This is a genomic window from Corallococcus sicarius (assembly GCF_003611735.1).
Lineage (GTDB): Bacteria > Myxococcota > Myxococcia > Myxococcales > Myxococcaceae > Corallococcus > Corallococcus sicarius.
This window is the reverse complement of sequence record NZ_RAWG01000160.1, coordinates 1-20,989: the sequence shown is the minus strand read 5'-3', so window position 1 is coordinate 20,989 and position 20,989 is coordinate 1. Positions and strand designations below refer to the sequence as shown.

The window sequence follows — 20,989 nt, the reverse complement described above, 5'->3', positions numbered from 1 at the left end:
CCGTTCCCCCCGCCCCCATTCCCACGCACACCGTCGTCGCCGCACGGGCGGAAGGCGAGCCGTTGTCCGCGCAGCGCTTCCACCTGGTGCTGTTGGACACCGAGCGCGCGGGCACCGTCTACCCGCTCGCCACCGAGGACCTGCGCGTCGGCAAGTCGAACGACAACGACGTCGTCATCGACCACCCCACCGTCAGCCGCAACCACCTGGTGGTGCGCCGCCAGGGGGACCGCTTCCTCGTGCAGGACCTGGGCTCCACCAACGGCACCTTCCTGGACGGCGCCCAGGTGCGCGAAGCCTACCTGCGCCCCGGCGCCCTGCTGGAGGTGGGTGATGTGCGCCTGCGCTTCAGCCCCCAGATGGCGCCCGTGCAGGTGGAGCCCACCGTCGAGGACCGGCTGGGCGACCTCGTGGGCCGCAGCGTGCCCATGCGGCAGATCTTCGCGCTCCTGCAGCGCATCGCCCCCACGGACTCCACCGTGCTGCTCGTGGGTGAGACGGGCTCCGGCAAGGGCGCGGGCGCCAAGGCCATCCACAAGTTGAGCCCCCGCACGGCGGGGCCGCTCGTCGTGTTCGACTGCGCCAGCGTGTCGGACTCCCTCATCGAGAGCGAGCTGTTCGGCCACGAGAAGGGCGCCTTCACCGGCGCGGTGTCCCAGCGCATCGGCTGCCTGGAGCGCGCGCACGGCGGCACGCTGTTCCTGGATGAAATCGACGACCTCGCCATGGACCTGCAGCCCAAGCTGCTGCGCGCCATCGAGGACCGCGAGTTCCGCCGCCTGGGCTCCTCCTCCGCCATCTCCTTCGACGCGCGCATCGTCGTGGCCAGCAAGAAGGACCTCTGGTCGGAGACGCAGGCGGGCCGCTTCCGCGAGGACCTCTACTTCCGCCTGTCCGTCTTCACCGTCAGCCTGCCCCCCCTGCGCGACCGCAAGGAGGACATCCCGCTGCTCGTGGAGGCCTTCGCGGGCGAGGGCCTCTGGCCCCGGCTGCCGGAGAAGATTCAAGAGCAGTTCATGGGGCACACCTGGCCGGGCAACGTGCGCGAGCTGCGCAACGCCCTGGAGCGCGCCCGGCACATGGTGGACATCCCCGGCCTCACCGGGGACAACCTCCTGCGCGAGTTCACCCGCGACGTGCCCACGCCCGCGGGGGACTTCCTGCCGGTGGAGTTCACCGGGCCGTTCAAGGTCTGCAAGGACGAGTTGGTGCGCGCCTTCGAGCGCGAGTACCTCACGCGCCTCCTGGGCCGCGCCCGCGGCAACATCGCCCGCGCCGCGCGCGAGGCGGAGTTGGATCGCAAGCACCTCTATTCCCTGCTGCACAAGTACGGGCTCGTCCAGAGCGAGGCGGACTGAGCTTCCGTGGCATGGTGGCGCCGCTTTCGCGGTCCCCCTACCCCCTTGGAGGCTCCATGAAGTTGAGTCCGTCCCGCTGGCTCGGTGTGCTGTGCGCGGGTGTCCTGATGATGCATGCGACGGGCTGCTTCGGCTCGTTCAAGCTCACGCAGAAGATCTGGCAGTTCAACAAGGGCATCTCCGGGAACAAGTTCGTCCAGTGGCTCGTGTTCCTCGTCTTCGTCGTGGTCCCCGTCTATGAAATCGGCGCGCTGGTGGACGCACTCGTCGTCAACAGCATCGAGTTCTGGACCGGCAGCAACCCGGTGAGCAGCGTGCAGGGTGAAGACTCCCACACGCGCATCGTGAAGCTCAGCCCCACCGACACGCTGAAGATGACGCGCGACGTGGAGTCCGGCGTCATGCGTCTGGAGTTGCAGCGCGAGGGCCAGGCCCCGCTGGTGCGCTACTTCGAGCCGCTGGAAGACGGCATGGTCGCGCGCGACGAAGCCGGCGCCCTGCTCATCCGCGCGCAGGGCCAGGCGGACGGCGCCGTGAAGGTGACGGACGCCGCAGGCGGCACGGTGACGGTGCACGCCCGGGACGCGGTGGACACCGCGCGCCAGCTCTTCCTGGACGGTGGCGCTCCGGCGCTCGCGCAGTTCGCCACGCACCAGGGTTCGCTCTCGCAGGGCCTGGCGCTCAACAGCTGCACGCCCTGATTCCTGCTGTCTGACGACGAGGGGCTTCCGGTGCGTGTGTCCGCCCGGAAGCCCCTTTCATGTTTCAGGGCCCTGCTTCAGGGTCCGGCGTCGGGACGCACGACGTCGCCCAGGTCCGGACCGAAGCCCGCGTCGAGCGCGGTGGCGGAGAACGTCCCCTCCAGGCTGCGGCCCGCGCCGTACCCGTCGCCCTTCTTGAACGACAGGGAGAAGTCACCGCGCGTGGGCTCGTCGGGGTTGCCACCCTCGTCCAGCACCAGGTCGCCGCGCTCCACCGCCGTGAAGGCGCGCGCGGGCTCACCCGCGGCCACGTGCACCACCGACGCGCGGTCGCGGCCGGAGGGCGTGGTGCCGCCCAGCTGCACCTTCGTGCCCGGCTTCAGGTCCACGCCTTCGGTGTCCACGGTGAGCCGCGCGATGAGGTCCACGTCCAGGCCGTTGTTGCGGAAGTAGCTCACCTGGAGGGCCTCGGGGTTGCGGCGCACCTCCACCCGCGACACGTCGGTGATGGGGAACAGCTCCGACACGCTGCCGGACAGCTCGTTGTCCCCCCGGCAGCCCATGACGCCCGCGCCGCACACCACCGCCGCGAGTCCCAGCGCCGCCAGGGCGCGTCCCACGTGGCTCACCGCTCCACCGCCAGCGTCAGGGCCTTGGTTGCGCCGGACCGGTAGAGCACCACGCGCTTGCCGTCGGAGAGGAAGGCCAGCTTCGGCGACCAGCCACCGTCGAAGTCCACCGTCGTCTCACGCCACTGGCCTTCCACGCGCGTGGCGATGACGAGCGCGTCGTCCGACGGTGAGCAGCTCCCCTCGTTGCGCCCGGCCTCCAGCGAGCAGATCTGGAACGCGATGGACGGATCATGCGTCGCCGGGTCGAACGCCAGCGACGGGTACCAGCCTCCGGAGCCCGACTGGTAGACGGGGTCCGGCAGCGTCCAGTCCTGGGGCGCCGCGCACTTCGTGCCCGACGTGCCGGCGCAGCTCGTGAAGGTGAGCTTGTCGGTGTTGCGGTCCACCACCGCGATGCCGAAGCCCACCGTGGCGTCATACGCCAGCGACGCGCCCAGCATCGTCTGGCCCACCGACTGCACCTTCACGGGCGGCGTCCAGCTGGTGCCGTCCGTGTTGCGGCGCTGGAAGAACACGTTCTGCCCCGGAGCATCCGCCGCCCCGAAGGCCTGGTCGAACACCAGCGCCGGCTGCCCGTCCGCCATCACCATCTGGAGGCGCCCGCCATACGCGGGCTTCTCCTCGCCGCCATTGCCGCCCGCGGCCACCACGCGGCGCTGCCACGTCGTGGGGCCGCCCTGGACCAGCTCCACGTCACTGCCCGCCCAGTCCTGCTGGGGGCTCTGGCCGTTGTGGCAGTCGCGGTAGACGACGATCGCCTGGCTGCCGCTGAAGGTGAGCGCGGGGTTGATGCCCACGAGGTAGCCGGTGTCGCTCACCGGGTTGCCCGCGAGCACCTCGTCGCCGCGCCGCACCGGGATGTTCTCCGTCCACGTCCCGTTCGCGCTCCGGTACGACACCGCCAGGTCGCTCTGGAACCAGAAGATGGACTGGTCGCTGCCACCGCCCAGGTAGCTCAGCGCGGGCTGCCCGGTGGAGGAGAACGCCAGCGACACGCCGTACACGCGCTGCACGGTGGCGACCTTCTCCGCGGTCTGCTGCACCACGCCGTCCTTCACCTCGCGGTAGCGCAGCTCGAAGTCCTTGTCGTTCACCTTCACGAAGTACGCGATGCCGATGCGGTCCTCGGGGCCCACGGCCATGGCGATGGAGGAGATGGAGTGCAGCTCGCTCGGTCCCGTGTCCACCACCAACCGGGCGTACGGCGTCTCCGTCGGGCCCGCATCCGTCTGGGGGTTCGTCCCCGCGTCCGGGTTGGCCGGCTTGCCGCCGCCACATCCCAGCGCGAGCGCCGCACCGAGTAGCCACGCGTGCCGTTTCATCGGGTTCTTCTCCTTGGTCGAGTCGGGCTGCTTGAGCGCGCCATCCTACGCCAGCCGCGCGCCTTGGGTTAGGCTCGGGGACATGGCTCGCGCGCGTTCGCTTCCCCCCCGGTTGTCCCGGCGCACCTTCATCCAGCGACTCACCTTCTTCGGCGGTGGTGTGGTGCTGCTCGGGGGCGCCGCCTGCAAGCGCTCCAAGGAGCCGGAAGCGGCGAAACCCGCCGAGCCCTCCGGCACCACCGCCAGCGGCCAACCCCTGCGCACCTTCTCCGCCTTCGAGTACGCCGTCGTCGCCGCGGCCACCGAACGCCTGCTGCCGCGCGACGAGGACCCCGGCGCCCAGGACGCGGACGTGGCCCTCTACATCGACGGCATCCTGGAGACGCAGGGGCTGGAGTCCATGCACCGCGACTTCCTCCAGGGCCTGTCCGCCCTGGAGCGCCGCGCGCAGAGCATGTTCAAGAAGAGCTTCGCCCAGGCCACGCCCGTCCAGCAGGACGAACTGCTCGCCATCTTCAAGGACAGCTCGGCCGGCAGCGGCGAGGCGCACTTCTTCGAGCTGCTGATGACGCTCAGCCTGGAGGGCTTCCTGGGCGACCCGTCCTATGGCGGCAACAAGGGCCGGGTGGGCTGGCGGCTCATGGGCTTCGACACCGTGGGCACCGTCGCCATGGCCCCGCCGGAGGGCTACGACGGCCCGAAGTGCCTGCGCGAATGTGGGGCGCACAAGTGAGCCACGCCAAGGTGGACGTCTGCATCATCGGCAGTGGCGCGGGCGGAGCGCCGCTCGCGCTGGAGCTGGGCCGCGCGGGCTTCAAGGTCGTGGTGCTGGAGAAGGGCCGGCACTACCAGGCGAAGGACTTCGTCCACGACGAGATCCTCAACAGCCGCCGCAACTTCTTCATGCCGCTGCCGTGGGAGGAGCCGCACCTGGTGCGCCACGGCGCCAAGGCCCGCTACGAGCGCAGCAACACCGCGTGGACCGCCAACTGCGTGGGCGGCGGCACCGTGCACATGAGCGGCTACTTCTACCGCCTCAAGCCGGTGGACTTCCGCCTGCGCTCCACGCTGGGCGCCGTGCCCGGCAGCACCGTGGCGGACTGGCCCATCTCCTACGAGGAGCTGGCGCCCTTCTACGACAAGGCCGAGGCGGAGATGGGCGTGTCCGGCCAGGCCGTCCCCCACCCCTTCGCGGAGCCCCGCAGCGGCCCCTACCCGCTGCCGCCGCTGGACGTGCACCCGGTCGCCTCCGAAATCGACAAGGCGTGCTCGGCGCTCGGCTGGCACTCGACACCCACCGCGCGCGGCATCCTCAGCAAGCCCTACAAGGGCCGGGCCTCGTGCGCGTACTGCGCGCTGTGCGGCAGCTACGGCTGTGAGACGGGCGCCAAGAGCGGCACCAACGCGAGCCTCATCCCCGCGGCGCTCGCCACCGGCAACGTGGAGCTGCGCCCCGGCAGCATGGCGCGCTCCGTGGAGGTGGACCGCCAGGGCCGCGCGAAGAGCGTGGTGTACCTGGACAAGGACGGCGTCACGCAGGAGCAGCCCGCGAAGATCATCATCGTCTCCGCCACCGCGGTGGAGAGCGCGCGCCTCCTGCTCAACTCCACCTCCAGCCGCTTCCCCCAGGGGCTCGCCAACGGCAGCGGGCTCGTGGGCAAGAACCTGCTCTTCAGCTCCTTTGGCGCCTCGCGCGCCATCTTCCGCACGTCCAAGCAGAAGGAGGCGCGGCCGTGGCTCACGGACCCCGCGCCCTTCGTCAACCGCAGCGTCCAGGACTTCTACCTGATGCCGGACGCGCGCCACGGCTTCCGCAAGGGCGGCACGCTGGGCTTCATGTGGTCCCACCCCAACCCCATCTTCGCGGCGGTGGGGCTGGCGGGCGCGGGCAAGACGGGCGTGTTCGGCAAGGAGCTGAAGGACCGGATGCGCGCGTACCGCGACTCGCGCATCCTCGAGTTCGAGGTCTACGCGGAGTTCCTCCCCACGCCCGGCACCTCCGTCACGGTGGAGCCCGGGGTGAAGGACAAGTACGGCATCCCCGTGGCCGCCATCACGCTGGAGCGCCACCCGGCGGACTACGCCGCCACGCGCTTCCTTGTCGAGCGCGGCGAGGAGGTGCTCCTGCGCCTGGACCCCGACCACGTGGAGCGCGTGGGCACCCAGGGCGAGACGACCATCCTCCAGCACGGCACCTGCCGCTTCGGCGACGACGCGGCGAGCTCCGTGCTGGACAAGCACTGCCGCGCCCACGAAGTGCCCAACCTCTACGTGGTGGACGGCAGCTTCATGCCCACCGCCGGCAGCGTGCCCTCCACCCTCACCATCGCGGCCAACAGCTTCCGCGTGGCGGACCACCTGGTGCGCACGCTCAAGGGTTGATGAACGGCGCGCGCCGCTGCGACTACTGGATGCGCAGCGGCGTCACGTCCACCTTCACCACGTAGAGCGCCTGCATGTCGGAGTCGAACTCCACCAGGTGGTCACCCACGCCGGTGACGTCCACCTGGCGGGTGAACTCGCCGAACTTCTCCATCTGGTCCAACGCGGCGCGGCCCGTGGAGGCCTGGCGCTGACGCGCGCGGCAGCCCTCCTCGTGCACGGTGACGGAGGTCTCCTCGCCCGCCGCCGTCACCTCTTCCAGGAAGAAGCTCACCTTGATGGTGGACGCCTCCTTCACCTGGACGAGCAGCTGTCCGCGGCCGGGGAAGCGGCCTTCGGAGTAGCTCTCCGGCCCGAGGATGCAGCCCGCGTACTGGTTGCACACGGGCCAGGACGCGTTGCAGACGTCCTGCACGCGCGAACCGATGAAGTCGTCGCGCGAGCCGCCGCAACCGACCAGCACCATCAGCAGCACCGCGCCCATCAACAGCCGGGCACTCCGTGTTACAACACCAGACATTATTACCAACCTCACCGAGGAGTGGATGTCCATGCGCCTGCGCAACCTTTGGCTGCCCCTCACCATCATCGCCCTCACGGGCTGCGGAGACGAGGGGGTGGAGGAGTTGCCGGAGACGCCCCAGCTGCTCGTCGACCGCACCGAACTGCTCTTCGACACCGAGTTCGCCGCCGGCACCTACGTCGGAGCGACGACCTTCAACACCCTCTACATCGAGAACCGCGGCATCCAGACGCTGGAGCTCAGTGAAATCACCCTCACCGGCCCCACCGTCTTCACCATGAAGCGTCCGGAAGGCTGGCCGGAGACGGGCCCCATGAAGCTGGAGACCTACGCGCGCACCTTCATCGAGGTCGCCTTCAAGCCCAACGCCGCCCGGGAGTTCGAGGGCAAGCTCACCATCAAGTCCAACGCCGCCAACGGTGACACGCGCGAGCTCACGCTCAAGGGCAAGGGCATCGCGCCGTAGTCGTCGCGGGATTGCAGGAAGGCGGCGGAGCGCTCAAGCCCCGCCGCCCGCTTCAGGCCCGCTACTGGGTGAACTGGCAGCCGCCCGTGAACCCGCTGCCGCCGTCCGCCTGCGCGACGGGCGCGGGGCACTGGGTGGGGCTGCCACCATCCGGCGCCGTGAAGCCGCGCGGGTAGTCGCCCCAGCCGGTGCGCAGCGTGTAGCCCACCCGGCCGTAGTCGCTGCGCTCGGTGGCACTCACCGCCACCTTGAGCGTGCCGCCCTTGATGAAGCGCCGCTCCAGGCAGGCGCACGCGTACGGGGCCACCGTGACGCGCGTGGTGCTGGCCGTCTTCTCCAACTGGTACAGCGCCTGGTAGCTGCTCAGGGGCGTGCTCGCGGTGGTGTGCCACGCGCGCATCACCGACGCGCTGTACGCCAGCGTCAGCGCCCCGCCGGTGCTGGTGGTGGACACCGGCGTGCAGGTGCTTCCGCCATCCGTGGGGCTGCCGTCGCAGAAGGTCAGGTCCAGCGCCAGCCCATGCGGGGTGCCGCCGTCGGGCAGGTTGTCCACCTCCCACTGCACCAGCCACGCGGCGTCCTCCGGCGCGGTCCGGCTGGGGAGCGTGTACGCGTACGTGTCCGTGTCGGACGGCACCGCGTCGTAGTCCGTGGGGCCGCGCACGCCCAGGCCCGTGGCGCGATCATTGCCGCGCAGCCGGCCGTGGCCGTGGGACAGCTGGCCCTTGGACTCGAAGTTGGCGTTGCCCGTGGGCAGGTTGCCCGCGCCCACGCCGTTGAGCACCCGGGTGCGCGCCGGCTCCGTGGGAGCCCCGCCGTAGGTGGTGACCTCCTCCGTGTCGTCCTCCTCCCAGCTCACCTCCAGCCGGTAGTCGCGGTCATCCGCCCAGTTGGTGCCGTCGTCCTGCACCACGAAGTGGTACGTCAGCGCCGCGGTGTGCGGCGGCACCTGCAGCGCGCCCTGGAAATTGCTCAGGCCGGGGAAGCGCGCCGGGTCGCCCTCCTCGCGGATGGACTGGATGCACAGCACCGCCTCCGCGCTGTTGCAGTAGGTCTGCACCAGGGACGGCGCGTCGGGGTGCTCGCGCGCGTCGCGGGGGCACACGGCGGGGCTGCTGGAGCAGGCAGCGCGCTGTTCGGCGGTGGTGGACGTGCTGACGGTGGTGAAGACCAGCACCTGCCGGTCCGCCAGCTGCCCCAGCGGTAGGGGCAGCGGCTCGAAGCGGCCCCCGGTGCCCAGCGGCACCAGCCGGTAGCGCAGCACGCTGGGCTCGCCGAACACGGGCACGCGCGCGGTGAACCAGTCGCGGTCCGACACGTAGCCCAGCCGGCCGGTGAACGACTTGGACGTGCCCGGAGCCCCCGCGAAGTCCTGCGAGACCGCCTTGGCGTAGGTGTCGTTGTCCCCGGACTGATCCTGCGGATCCGCCTCGTCCAGGACGCGCACCTCCACCTCGTAGGGCTGGCGCAGGTCACCCGCGGGCACGGGGTCGTTGGCCGGGCGGTAGCCCTTCACCACCAGCGTCCACGTCCCCGCCACCTTCACCTTGCGCGCGGTGGCCAGCACGCCCGGGTGCACCTTGGGCAGCACGTTGCCCTCCGACTCCTTCTCCGTACCGTTGGGCCGCAGCAGTTCGTAGGACAGGCGGAAGTTGGGCACGAAGCCCTGGTCCGGCGCGGTGACCTTCACGTAGGCGATCTTCCCCGCCGTCAGCGGGAAGCTGAAGCGGTCCACGTCGTTGTCCGTGGCGAGGTAGCCCTTCCCGGTGCCCACCTGCACCGCGCCCTGCGCGGCGAGCGCGATGGGCGTGGGCGTCACGTCGTTGGGCTCGTTGGTGTCCGGGTTCTCCAACAGCTCCACCATCAGCCGGTAGGGGTTGCGCGCGTCGAACGCGGGGCGCGCTGGGTTCGTCGGCGCGTCGCGCACGACGACGACGAGCTGCGTGTCCGGGGTGCCGTACGGCAGCACGATGTCGAGCGGCTTCGGCGCGCCGGAGCCGTGCTGATCCGACTTCCCCACCAGCGCGGTGTTCTTGTCGCGCTCGTACACGGTGACGGACAGGTTCACCGGCGTGCTGGCGGACAGGTACGCGCCCGTCACGTGCACCAGCGTGCGCGCGTTGGCGTTGGCGGGGACGCGGATGCTGTACCAGTCCTCGTCCCCCGCCTTCACGTCACCGGAGAGGGCCAGGAAGCGCTCCACCGCGACGCCGGGCTTCAGCTCGCAGTCGGCGTTCGTCAGGGCTTCGTCGCGGCTGTTGCACAAATCCTCCACGACGACCGTGCCGGCATCCGGCGGGTCGTCTCCCTCCGAGGAACAGGCGGCCAGGAGGAGGAGCGCGAGCGGGAGCAGTCGGGTGCGAAGGCGCATGGGGGACTCGGGAGGCTTCAGGAGTTCAGGGGGCGGGCGCGAGGGTCGGGACGCCGGGGCAGCCGTCCACGAAGTCCTCGGGGTTCACGCGGATGATGCCATCCGGGGGCGACTTGATGCCGCCCACCGGGTAGCGCACGGAGTCCACGCGGAAGGTGCGCACCAGCGTGCGCGCGGAGGTGTCATCCGCGGGCAGCATGGACACGGAGAGGTAGATGTCGTTGTAGCCCGCGCCGCGCTGCACCGTGCCGGCGTCCACGCCGCCGTCCACGCCGCCATCCGCGATGAGGGGCAGCGTGGGCGCGAGCAGCACGTTGTCCACGCGGAAGCGGTAGCACTGGCGGCCGTCCGCATCCACGGTGCCGTCCGCCTCCAGGCTGTAGCGGTACGCGTCCGCGGCCAGGTTCGCGGTGTCCACTTCCAGCGGCCGCGTGTGCATGCGCGCCTCGCTGCGGTTGGTCAGCCCGTCGGTGTCGGGGTCTTCATCCAGGTCGTTGCTCGCGCCCTGGGTGCCGCCGCGCCACTCCATGCCGTCCGGCACGCCGTCGCTGTCGCTGTCCTGCAGCGTGGCGTTGGTGCCGATGAACTGCTCGTCGCAGTCCAGCAGGCCGTCGCAGTCCAGGTCCGAGCCGCGCAGCGCGGGCGGGCAGCCCTTGTCCAGGCCGCCGCCGTCCGGCAGCGGGCGCTGGTTCGGGTCGAACTGCACGCCGCGGTCGCGGAAGTAGACCTCCACGCCGTCGCTGAAGCCGTCGGTGTCGGTGTCGCGCAGGTTGGGGTTCGTGCCCAGCTCCGCCTCGCGCGCGTCGGTGAGCCCGTCGCCGTCGGTGTCCGCCTCGCCCAGCGGGCTGCCGGTGGGCGCGGAGAAGTTGGAGGCCACGACCTCCTTCACGACGAAGGCGCGGCGCACCTGGCCGAACTGGAAGTTGAGGAAGTTGATGGGCTCGTTGTTGCGGAAGTCGCGGAAGTTGCCGCCGCCCAACCCCGCCATCTTGTCCAGGCGGTCCGCGTTCTGGTTGATGATGAGCAGCGGGCAGCCGCCGTCCCCGAAGCCGCCGTCCTCCGACACCAGGTCGCACACCGAGGGCACCGGCTGCGTGGGGTTGAAGACGTGCACGGTGTTGAAGCGCACGTCCTCCACCAGGTCGCGCAGCTGGCGGATGCGCACCACCGCGTCGCCCCGGATGAGCTCGTCGTCCTGGTTGTTCGTGGGCTTGCCGTCCGACAGGAAGATGACCGAGTAGCGCGCCTGCGCCAGCGCCTCGTTGCCGTTGGGCTGCAGCCGCGCCCGCGCGATGTCCGTGTTGATGAGCGCGTAGATGTCCGACAGCGGCTTGACGAAGTCCGTCGAGTCCCGGTTCGGAGAGGTGTCCGTGTTGCGGAAGGTGAGCAGCTGTTCGGTGAGCTTCGCGCGCGCGGTCGCATCCAGCAGCGACAGCTGCACGAAGCCGTCCTCCGGCGGCGGCCCCGGGTTCTGGGTGAAGAACGCCGTGGTGCTGCCGGCGAACAGCATCACCGCGATGGACACCTCGTCGTCCTGGGGGAGGCTCTCGATGAGCTCCACCAGCGCGGTGGCGCGCGAGCCGTCCGGGTCGCTCACGCGCATGGACTGGCTGGCGTCCATGGCCACGATGATCTTGATGGGCCGGCGCACTTCATTGGCGCCCAGCGTGCAGAAGCGCCCGTCCAGCGCCACCGCCCGGTCCGCCGGGACGTCCGTGTCCCGGCGCGGGTCGTAGAGGTACGAATCGGTGCAGGCGACCACCACGGCCAGCCCCACCAGGGCCAGCCCCCACAGACGTCCGGTGCGGCTCACGGCGCAGCGCTCCCATCCGTCGGCGACACGCCGACGCACTCCCGCTGGGTCCTCCAGGGGTCCGCGAGCAGATCCGGACGCTTGAAGTCCCCGTCTTCCATCGCCAGGTCCGGCCCCAGCGGCACGCGCACGCTGGGCGGCGCGTACTGCGCCCAGGCACAGGCCGTGCGCCAGACGCCGTAGTCCGTCGCGACGCCGCTCTCCGGCGCCTCCGCGAACCACACCTTGAACAGGTTGTAGCCCTGCTTCACGCCCGAGCGGTCCGGCGGCGTCACCATCTGGAGGTTGGACACGGTGAAGTCGTAGCAGACGCCGTCCGTGTCGTTGGTGTCCTCCACCTTCTTCACCTCGTACTGGATGCCGTACTTGTCGTGGAAGGGGCGGTCGCGCCGGGTGGGGTCGCTGCCGGCCTTCAGCTCCACGTCGTCCGGGACGCCGTCGCCGTCCGTGTCCAGGCCCGCCACGCTCGACTGCAGCGGGTTGAGGCCGTACTTGGACTCCAGGCCGTCCGGCGCGCCGTCACCGTCGCTGTCCACGATGCCCGCGCGCGTCTTGAGGTACGCCTCCGCGAACTGCGACAGCCCGTCGCCGTCCGTGTCGCGGCACACGCACGCGGGCGTCAGCGGGGACTTGGGGTCGCAGCCGCGCGCGTCCAGGTCATTGCCCGGCCGGAAGCCCTGGTCCTGGCGCCGGTACTCGAAGCCGTCGCTCAGACAGTCCGTGTCGCTGTCGGTGGTGAAGGGGTTCGTCTTCAGCTGGAAGCTGTTGTCCAGCTCATCCGGGACGCCGTCGCCGTCGCTGTCCAGCACGCGGCTGTCATCCCCTGGCGCGGAGCTGAGCGGCTCCACCACCAGCGTCTTCATCACGTTGGGGGACGCGAACGACGAGTAGTCCAGCGCGCCCAGCCCCAGTTCGGAGATCTCCGCCGTGTTGCTGAACTCCTGGTACACGCCGTTGCCCATCTCCGCGAAGCGCCGGAGCAGGTACGAGGCGATCTTCTTCGCCGCCGCCGGGTACTGCGCCTCCGGGACGCCCGGGTAGGTGCCGTAGATGTCCTGGCACAGGGGGCCGCAGGCGCGCACCGCCTCCTCGTTGAAGAGCAGCACCGTGTGCATGCGCACGTCGCCCACGTTGTACTGCGTCTTCAGCTCCATCAGCCGGCGCACGTAGCTGAAGAGCTGGTAGTTCTGGTTGCGGTCGGTGCCCACCTCGAAGCCGGTGATGGCGTCGGTGGTGCTGGTGGCGTTGCAGAAGCTGGAGATGGAGTCGCGCCAGGTGAGGTCCGGGCTGTCCGGCCCCGCGTAGACGGACAGGGCGTCGTTGGCGGAGCAGCGCGGGTACGGCGTGCCGTCGGTGAGGAACACGACGACGTAGCGCGTGCGCGGCAGCAGCTCCGGCGTGGCCTGGGACACCGCCGCGATGTCGCTCGCGATGATGCTGTACGCGTAGCTGAGCGCGCCCTGGTAGTCCGTGCCCTTGCCCAGCTGCGACTGGAGCCCTTCGATGTAGCCGTTGATGTCGCCGGGGCGCGCGAAGCGGTCGCCCGTGGCGGCCGGAGGCCACGTGTTCTTCACGTTCGTTTCGAACGGGGCAATGGCGATGCTGATGTTGCCCTGGCCGCGGTCGTTGATGCGCTTGAAGCCCGCCACCAGGTTCTTCAGGGCGCGCACGCGCGCGGGCTCGGTGACGCCGGGCGGGATGATGGCCTGCACCTCGGCGCGCTCGCAGAAGCCACTGCCCTCCTGCGAGCCCGGAGGATCCGACACGCACATGCTGCCGGACTCGTCGACGACGAGCACCACCTTCACCGGGAAGCCGGTGGGGTTGGCCGGGCGCGTACACACCCGGCCGGTGAGCGTCAGCCGGTCATCCAGCTGGGACTGCTCCTGGGCGCGAGGCTCCAGGAGCGAGTCGGAACAGGACAGCACACCCAGGGCCAGGAGGCCGGTCGCAAGAAACGGAACCACGAGCTGACGGCGCATGCGATGCGGACCTCCGGGCACGACTGGGGGGGGACGACAGCCTACGCCTTCCGGCGACGGCGCAGCAGCAGGCCGAGCACGCCAGCACCCAGGGCCGCGGCGCTGCCACCCGCGGGCAGGGACGTGCAGCCACTGCCCGCCTCATCCTGATTGCCCACCTTCAGGAACAGGCTGGACACGGAGGCGCGGCGGTCGGGGAACACGCGGTCCGCGAAGGCCAGGCGCGTGGACACCTGCAGCTCGTACTCACCTTCCTCGTCCGGCTGGAAGTTGGGCACGCTGCCGTCCACGTACTGGTACTCCCAGTGGCGGCTGTAGGTGACGGCGCCCTTGGGGTTCTCCACCACCGCGGTGGAGCCCGAGGGACGCTTCACGACCGTCCAGGTGTACTCGATGGCCGCGCCGTTGCGGTTGGCGAACAGCGGCGGACGCACCGCGAGGCCCGTCTTCTCCACGTTCAGCACGCCGCCGGTGCCCACGGTGAAGGGCGCCTTCGGGTCCAGGCAGTCCGTGGGGTCGTCCTTGTTGAGGACGACGCAGTAGCGGGCGTCGCACACGTCGCCGAACTCGTCACCGTCGTCGTTCGCCTGGTCGCGGTTGGCGATGGCGGAGCAGTTGTCCTGCGCGTCGAGCACGGAGTCGTTGTCGTCGTCCACGTCGCACTTGTCGCCGATGGCGTCCGCGTCCGTGTCCTTCTGGTCCGTGTTGGACAGGCCCGGGCAGTTGTCCAGGTTGTCGGAGACGTTGTCGCCGTCCGCGTCCACGCGGCACAGGGTGACGTCACCGGGCAGCACCTGATCCGGGTTGCTCACGAGCGGGCAGTTGTCCTCGCCGTCCGCACGGCCGTCGTTGTCGTCGTCGGCGTCACAGACGTCGCCGAGGCCATCCTTGTCCTGGTCGGCCTGGCTCGCGTTGGGCACGGAGGGGCAGTTGTCCACGCCGTCCGCCGGGCCGTCGTTGTCGTCGTCGTCGTCGCAGGAGTCACCCTTGCCGTCGCCGTCGGTGTCCAGCTGCGTGGCATTGGAGACCGCCGAGCAGTTGTCGCAGGAGTCGCCCGCGAGGTCGCCGTCGCCGTCCGTCTGGTCGCGGTTGGACGAGAACGGGCAGTTGTCCTTGTCGTCCGCCTTGCCGTCGCCGTCCGCGTCGTCCGTGTACGACAGCGTCTTGCCGTCGTCGGTGTAGGCCACCCACACGGAACAACCACAACCACAGCCACAGCCGCCTCCGACTTCCTTGGGGCGACCGCACTCATCTCCGAGGCACTCCGGGTTGTCCGGGTTCTGATCCTGGGCCTGCGCGGTGCTGGGGGACAGCATCAGGTAGGCGCCGAGAGCCAGCGCGGGGGCAATGCGAGCGATAATCATGGTGACTCCTTTCACAACCCCTCTCCTAGCAAGAGGCGATCCGTCTGCTTGGCTGCTCCGGATGCCAGGAGTTTCAAGGGGTTGCAAGCTCGTGAGAGAGTGCTACAGGCTGGATGTGGGGGGCACACCCCATTGAGAGTGTGGGGAAAACCCCACGCCGGACCGGAACTCAGGTCCCGATGATGAAGTCGTCGGAGCTGAGGGGAACGATGCCGGTGGGGTTGCGGCCGGTGTCGGGGCTGTACTGGATTTCCTGGATGAAGAGCGACCCGACGCCCGCGCCGCGCGGATCATTGTCCCGGCCCACCTGGAGGTAGAGGTAGACCTCGTTGGTGCCCTCGGGGATGAACTCGCCGGGGATGAACGGGTGGGGCCGCTCCAGGGTGGGGACCAGCGAGACGTTCTCCACGCGGGTGCGGTAGCAGGCGCGGTCGCTGCTGTCGGCGATGGGCAGCGGGACGACGGAGTAGCCGTACCCGCGCTCGCGGTGGAAGTCGCGGTCGGCGCTCAGCGGGTCGCCGTGGGCTTCGACCTCGGCGACGTTGGTGAGGCCGTCGCGGTCGCTGTCGAGCAGGTCCTCCGGGACGAGCGCGTTGGTCTGGGACAGGGCCTCCACGAGGTCCGGCAGGCCGTCACCGTCGGTGTCGCCCACGCAGGCGTCGGTGCCGAGCACGCGCTCCTCGCAGTCGTTGAGGCGGTCGCCGTCGGTGTCCTGCACCACGCTGCAGCCGTTGATGACGTCCGCGACGAGGGGGTCCAGGCCCATGCGCAGCTCGACGCCGTCCATGAGGCCGTCCTGGTCGGTGTCGGGGACGACGGGGTCCAGGAGGAGCGCGCGCTCGTCCTCGTCACCGATGCCGTCACCGTCGCTGTCGGCCAGCATCTGGCCGTCGCGCACCTGGACGTTGCGGTTGAAGGCGACGAAGCGCTTGAGCTTGAGCGCGTTGTCGAGCGAGCCGTAGTCCAGCCGCGCGAGCGCGTTGGGCAGGCCGGGGATGTCGGTCTCCACCGGCTCGCTGCCTCCCGCGTTGGCGATGGCGGCCACCTGGAGGCGGGTGACGGGGTCCGGCGTGGCGCCGCGCACGTAGACGGGCTGGATGCTGACCTCGCCCGCGCCGAACTGCTCCGCGAGCGCCTTGAGCTCCCCCACCACGGCGGTCAACTCGCACTGGCTGCACGCGGCGTTGCAGCTGGCCTGGGCCTCCGGGCTCGCGCCGCAGGCGGACGCCTGGGACAGCGCGGTGCAGCGACTGTCGATGCCGATGTTGAACGCCGGGTTGTCGCAGCTCACATCCGAGCTGCGGATGACGGGCACCACGATGTAGCGCGTGCGCGCGACCTCGCCCCGGCAGGAGGACTGCATGTCGCCGGACATCAGGCTCTTGGCCAGCCGCAGCGCGGCGCGGATGCTGATGGGGCCCTGCTGCTGGTAGCTGGCGTAGCGCGGCAGCACGGCCTGGAAGGTGGCCGCGTCGGTGAAGCTGCCCTGCAGGCCGGTGGCCACCGAGTGGAAGGCCACGAGCCCGAAGCGCGTCTGCGGGCCGGTGAAGCGCGAGGTGAGCGTCGTGAGCCCGTCTATCGCGTAGCCCACCAGCTCCGTCTCCACGCCGGTGCCGCCCTGGAGGGCGAAGATGACCTTCACGGGGAACGCGTCGCCGGTGGCCTCGGGGACGCAGACGTCTCCCTCGAAGCTGGCGCGGTCCCGGGAGCCGCCCGCGCGACGGTCGAGCGCGTACAGGCCCGCGTCGGAGCACGACAGCAACAGGGCTGGCAACAAGGCTGGCAACAAAGCGGGGGCGAAGCGCCAGGCGACCCGGGGGGAGGAACGCATTCGTCCGATTGTAGACCCCAGCCACCCCATCCGACGCAAGCGACCCGAGGAATGAGGCCGCGCGAAGACGCGCAACCAGGACCGACATTTCGTTCGGGCGCGGATTCTCCTCACAGCGTGAGCAGGTAGGCGACCAGGTCGTCACGCTCCTCCGGCGTGAGCGCCAGCGCGTCGCCGTGCTTCAGGCCCGGGGTCTCCAGCAGGGTGCGCAGCGGGAAGCGGGAGCCCACCACGAGCCGGTCCTCCTGCACCGCGTAGCCCGCGGTGGCGCTCGTGAGCAGCGGCCACACGTCCCAGGTTCCAACCAATGAGGGCGGCGCCGCGCCCGTCACCCGGTGCTGCTGCTCCAGGCGCAGCGGCAGCGCCACCGGCGTGCCCACGTCCTGGTACTGCCCCCGGGTCGAGGGGTCCTGATCCAGCGTGAAGAGGGGCGTGGGGTGGCAGGTCGCGCACCGGGCCCGGCCCTCGAACAGCGCCCGGCCCTTCGCGGGGTGCCCGCTCCTTCCGTCCGGCAGCGCCACCGTCTCCAGCGGCGCTCCGTCCTGTCCGCGGTAGGGGTTGGGCGGCGTGGGCAGCAGGGCCGTGAAGAGGGCCAGGGCCTCCACCTCCGACGGGAGCGGATCCGGGTTGTGGTAGCGGTTGCGCCCGCCCACCGTCTGCGCCGTCTCCGCGAGGCTGCGCGTGCTCGCGGGCGTGAAGTAGGGCGGCGTGTCCCGGCTGCCCAGCGCCGTCGTGGAGCGGTAGATGCGCATGGGGCGCGTCTTCTCGAAGAAGACGCCGCCGGTGTGCCCCTCCAGGTGGCACGCATCGCAGCTCATGCCCGTGCGGCCCACGTCGGAGAAGTAGAGGACCTGGCCCAGCCGGCGCTGCTCGCGCGAGCGCACGTCCACCACCGGCCACTGGCGCAAGAGCCGCGCCTTGCCCGTCCGCGCCTCGCGCACGTCCACCACCGCCACCGTGCCCGTGAAGCGGTTGAGCACATAGAGCGTGCGTCCGTCCGGGGACAGCGCCAGCGAGCGCGGCCCGGAGTGCAGTTCGTCCCCTGCCCTGCCCTTCGTCCCCAGGTCCTCCTGGGGGCGGATCCGCGGCGTGTCCTCGGGCGGAGGGATGGGCAGCGTCTGGAGCACCGCCCCGCGCGCGGCCGTGTCCCCCGCGACGAGCGCCTTCGCGTCCAGCACCCGCACCTGTCCCAGCCCGATATCCGCGGCGTAGAGCAGGCCGGCGCGGTCATCCAGCGCGAGCCCTTCCGTCACGCCCGCGCCGAAGCCCCGGTGCCGCACCACCTCCTGCCGGTCCAGGTCCAGCACCGCGACGCCGCTGTTCGCGCTCACCTCCATGCGCTGGGCGTTGGGCCCCACGTTCGGGCCCAGGCTCGCCATGAAGACGCGCCCCAGCCGCTCGCTCGCCACCAGCGCGCGCGGCGCCTTGCCGCCCATCACCTGCGCGGAGAACGCCTCCGTGGTCCCTCCGACGATGGGCACGCCCGGCTTCGGCACCAGCGGGGCCAGCTCCCGCCCGTCGTCCTGCCGCAGCAGCACCACCTGCCCCGTCTGGAGGCTGCCCACCGCCAGCAGGCCCTTGAGCCTCGCCAGTGCGCGCGGGTTCGGATCCACCGGCGCGCTCCACTTTTCGCGGCCGTCCGCCAGGGAGAGCGCGTGCACCGTGTCGCGCACGTGCTCGGCCACGTAGGCCACGCCGCGCGCGCCATCCACCTCCAGCCCCCACACGCCCGGGGGCGCGGGGACGGTGCGAGGCTTCCGCTCCGCCGTGTCCAGCGCGTACAGCCAGAGCCCGGCGTCCGACTGGTGGGCCACGCCCAGCCAGGGATGGCCGCCCTCGTCCTTCCACGTCGCGAGCGCCGACGGCCCGTCCCCCACCGCCATCGCCTCCACGCGCCCCGACTCCACGTCGAGCGCGAACACCGTGTCGGTGGGCGGCGAGGCGACGAAGAGCGTGCGTCCATCCGGGGCCAGCGCCAGCGACGTGAGGTCCGGGAAGGCCGCGTCGTTGACGACGGTGAGCCGCGTGGTGCCCACGGGCCGGGGGCCCGTGCTCGCGGCCAGCGAAAGCTGCACGTCCACCTGGAACGTCCCCGCCGGCAGGGGGAGGTCCGCGGGCAGCCTCGCATAGGCGTGGCGTGCGTCCACCACCGTGAGCGGCAGTTCGCGGGTGAAGGGCGCTCCGAGCACCAGCCGCAGCCCTGGCACGAGCCCCTCGCCATAGAGCGAGAGCGGCTGCGAGGTCTGGTTGCTGGTCAGCCGGGGCCCCACGGCCTGGAGGACGGGCCGTGGTTCAGCGGGAACAGGGGCCACGACAGGGGGCGCCTGGGGACGCGGCGGGGCCCCCCGCTGCTTCATTCCGACGGCCGCGAGGCCCAGGATCCCCAGCGCTCCCGCGCCCAGTGCCACCCAACGAGTCCGTCCCTTCACGCGCGCGCGAGCCTCCGGTCCGGGAGCATCCCCCATCCGCCCACCGTCCTGCGATGACTTCGCACCACGTCTGCTCGCATGCTGGGGAAGCGCCGTCTGGAAGGAATCTCACGCCACCTTTCCACCATGCCGGGAAGAAGTGGGTGGTGGCGTGGAGATCCCGCCCCACATGAGGTGGACTGCCCCCCACACCCTCGCGACATGGATCCACGCATGGCGCTGGGGTGTGCGTTGACAGCTTGGGGCACGCATCGCTTAACCTGTTGATGATGCGACGTTTCCTTTTCGTCTTCGCCGTCGCCAGCGTTCTTGGCTTCGGTCCCCTCTCCACCGCGAATGATGCCTGGGCCCAGGGGCGTGGACGCGCCGCCCGAGCGAAGGCAGCCAAGGCCAAGAAGGGCGCGAGCAAGGCTCCGCCGCGCATCGAGACGAAATCGAGCGCTGGCGCCACGCCTGTCGTGGATCCCGTGACAGGTGAAGCCGGAGCCGCGGCGGCGTCCGCGCCTCCTCAGCGAGGGCCGTCGCGCATCGACTTCGACGATCGGCTCATCCAGGGCCAGACGAACAAGTCTGGCGCCGTGTACCTGTATGACCGCAAGGAATTGAAGGTGCGGTCGATGCTTCGCGAGCGCGACAGCTTCCGCTCCGAGACGCTCGCCACCGTCTACGATCAGTAGGGCTGTACCGCCCATCACCCTTCGAAGGGAGCGTCACCGTTGAGCGGCCAGCCCAGCGTCCTGCAAGTCGTCATCCTCCGCGACGGCCTCCTGGTGGGGACGGAGGTCTTCGTCCCGGGTACCTACGCGCTCGGCTCCGATGCGTCGTCGGACTTGCGTCTGGACGACGCCTCCGTGTCCCCGCGACACGCGATGCTGTACTTCCAGAACGGTCGCACCGCGATCCAGGACGCGGGCGGAGGCACCAGCGGTGTCTTCGTCAACGGACACCAGGTCACCGCCTGTGAGATCCGCTCCGTGGACGAGGTGCTGTGTGGCCCGTTCGTCCTGAAGACGCGGATCCTCAACCAGCGCCCCGTCGAGTCCAAGCCGCAGCCGCCTCCCGAGGTCGCCGCGCTCTTCGGCAACGCCGGAGGACCGCCGGCCGCGCCGCCGTACGCCGGGAATGGAGCGCAGCACGCGCATGCGTTCGCGCCCCCGAACGGAGCACAGGCCGCTTACGCGCAGCCGCCGCAGCAGGCCGCGTATGCACAGCAGCCGCAGCAGGCCTTGAACGCGCAGCAGCAGGCACAGCAGGCCGCTTACGCGCAGCAGCAGGCTGCACAGGCGCAACAGGCCGCGTACGCACAGCAGCAGGCGCAGCAGGCCGCTTACGCGCAGCAGCAAGCCGCGCAGGCGCAGCAGGCCGCGCAGGCTCAGCAGGCCGCTTACGCGCAGCAGCAGGCGCAGCAGGCCGCTTACGCGCAGCAGCAGGCCGCACAGGCTCAGCAGGCCGCTTACGCGCAGCAGCAGGCCGCGCAGGCCCAGCAAGCCGCTTACGCGCAGCAGCAGGCTGCACAGGCGCAACAGGCCCAGCAGGCTGCGTACGCACAGCAGCAGGCCGCGCAGGCCGCACAGGCCAAGCAAGCCGCGGTCGCGCAGCAGCAGGCGCAGGCCGCACAGGCCCAGCAGGCCGCTCACGCACGGCAGCAGGCGCAGTCCCCCCAGGCCGCGGTGGCGCAGCACGCGACCCACGGGCAGGCGGGACACGCGCAGCAGGCCGCGGTCGCGCTGCCCGCGCCCGCGAAGCGCACCCCGCCCCCTGTCTCCTATACACATCTCCGAGCCCACGAGACCGGAGCCTAGCTCGTATGCCCTC

16 protein-coding genes are annotated in these 20,989 nt (G+C 70.8%); 7 read left to right on the top strand and 9 right to left on the bottom strand.

Translation table 11 applies throughout. The features are described from left to right. Together D7X12_RS23395 and D7X12_RS23390 are read left to right on the top strand one after the other, a co-directional pair. Positions 1 to 1,358: sigma 54-interacting transcriptional regulator (locus D7X12_RS23395; RefSeq protein WP_244224736.1), on the top strand; the 1,358-nt coding region annotated here is incomplete at its 5' end. 56 nt (positions 1,359 to 1,414) lie between these two features. Next, entirely contained in the window at positions 1,415 to 2,059 is a 645-nt protein-coding gene (locus tag D7X12_RS23390) for a DUF3332 domain-containing protein (protein ID WP_120627500.1), read from the top strand. Between the two features lie 77 nt (positions 2,060 to 2,136). On the opposite strand, the gene D7X12_RS23385 is transcribed toward D7X12_RS23390, so the two are convergent. Together D7X12_RS23385 and D7X12_RS23380 are read right to left on the bottom strand one after the other, a co-directional pair. Next, entirely contained in the window at positions 2,137 to 2,679 is a 543-nt protein-coding gene (locus D7X12_RS23385; RefSeq protein ID WP_244224735.1) for a hypothetical protein, read from the bottom strand. A 5-nt stretch (positions 2,680 to 2,684) separates the two neighbouring features. Continuing rightward, on the bottom strand, positions 2,685 to 4,013 hold the full coding sequence (locus D7X12_RS23380; RefSeq protein ID WP_120627498.1) for a hypothetical protein: 1,329 nt from the start codon (positions 4,011 to 4,013) through the stop codon (positions 2,685 to 2,687). A gap of 82 nt (positions 4,014 to 4,095) precedes the next feature. On the opposite strand from D7X12_RS23380, the gene D7X12_RS23375 reads away from it, so the two are divergent. Then, positions 4,096 to 4,746, top strand: coding sequence for a gluconate 2-dehydrogenase subunit 3 family protein (locus tag D7X12_RS23375; protein WP_120627497.1), 651 nt, complete (start codon positions 4,096 to 4,098; stop codon positions 4,744 to 4,746). After that, positions 4,743 to 6,395: a GMC family oxidoreductase gene (locus D7X12_RS23370; protein WP_120627496.1), complete on the top strand. Its 1,653-nt coding sequence runs from the start codon at positions 4,743 to 4,745 to the stop codon at positions 6,393 to 6,395. The genes D7X12_RS23375 and D7X12_RS23370 overlap by 4 nt, the downstream gene beginning before the upstream one ends. 22 nt (positions 6,396 to 6,417) lie before the next feature. Here the strand turns inward: D7X12_RS23370 and D7X12_RS23365 are convergent, their stop codons facing one another. Beyond that, positions 6,418 to 6,948: a hypothetical protein gene (locus D7X12_RS23365; protein WP_244224734.1), complete on the bottom strand. Its 531-nt coding sequence runs from the start codon at positions 6,946 to 6,948 to the stop codon at positions 6,418 to 6,420. Here D7X12_RS23365 and D7X12_RS23360 point away from each other — a divergent pair. Next, the gene (locus tag D7X12_RS23360) at positions 6,947 to 7,384 is read left to right on the top strand and encodes a hypothetical protein (protein WP_208719239.1); all 438 of its coding nucleotides are present in this window, start codon (positions 6,947 to 6,949) and stop codon (positions 7,382 to 7,384) included. The genes D7X12_RS23365 and D7X12_RS23360 overlap by 2 nt on opposite strands. 61 nt (positions 7,385 to 7,445) lie before the next feature. Here the strand turns inward: D7X12_RS23360 and D7X12_RS23355 are convergent, their stop codons facing one another. The 6 genes from D7X12_RS23355 to D7X12_RS23330 form a co-directional block, all read right to left on the bottom strand. After that, positions 7,446 to 9,755, bottom strand: a complete 2,310-nt coding sequence (locus D7X12_RS23355; protein WP_120627494.1) for a hypothetical protein — start codon at positions 9,753 to 9,755, stop codon at positions 7,446 to 7,448. Between the two features lie 25 nt (positions 9,756 to 9,780). After that, positions 9,781 to 11,568, bottom strand: coding sequence for a vWA domain-containing protein (locus tag D7X12_RS23350; protein WP_120627503.1), 1,788 nt, complete (start codon positions 11,566 to 11,568; stop codon positions 9,781 to 9,783). Beyond that, positions 11,565 to 13,550, bottom strand: a complete 1,986-nt coding sequence (mtsD, locus tag D7X12_RS23345) for a cell-cell cohesion protein MtsD (RefSeq protein ID WP_120627493.1) — start codon at positions 13,548 to 13,550, stop codon at positions 11,565 to 11,567. The genes D7X12_RS23350 and mtsD overlap by 4 nt, the downstream gene beginning before the upstream one ends. A gap of 41 nt (positions 13,551 to 13,591) precedes the next feature. Then, a complete protein-coding gene (gene mtsC, locus D7X12_RS23340) occupies positions 13,592 to 14,914 on the bottom strand; it encodes a cell-cell cohesion MYXO-CTERM protein MtsC (RefSeq protein ID WP_120627492.1) in 1,323 nt (440 codons plus the stop codon). A gap of 169 nt (positions 14,915 to 15,083) precedes the next feature. Continuing rightward, positions 15,084 to 16,745, bottom strand: a complete 1,662-nt coding sequence (locus D7X12_RS23335) for a calcium-binding protein (protein WP_120627491.1) — start codon at positions 16,743 to 16,745, stop codon at positions 15,084 to 15,086. A gap of 110 nt (positions 16,746 to 16,855) precedes the next feature. Further along, a complete protein-coding gene (locus D7X12_RS23330; protein WP_120627490.1) occupies positions 16,856 to 19,210 on the bottom strand; it encodes an MtsA protein in 2,355 nt (784 codons plus the stop codon). A gap of 233 nt (positions 19,211 to 19,443) precedes the next feature. On the opposite strand from D7X12_RS23330, the gene D7X12_RS23325 reads away from it, so the two are divergent. Continuing rightward, entirely contained in the window at positions 19,444 to 19,851 is a 408-nt protein-coding gene (locus tag D7X12_RS23325) for a hypothetical protein (protein ID WP_120627502.1), read from the top strand. A gap of 39 nt (positions 19,852 to 19,890) precedes the next feature. Further along, the gene (locus tag D7X12_RS44490; RefSeq protein ID WP_244224733.1) at positions 19,891 to 20,976 is read left to right on the top strand and encodes an FHA domain-containing protein; all 1,086 of its coding nucleotides are present in this window, start codon (positions 19,891 to 19,893) and stop codon (positions 20,974 to 20,976) included. Positions 20,977 to 20,989: the final 13 nt, after the last annotated feature.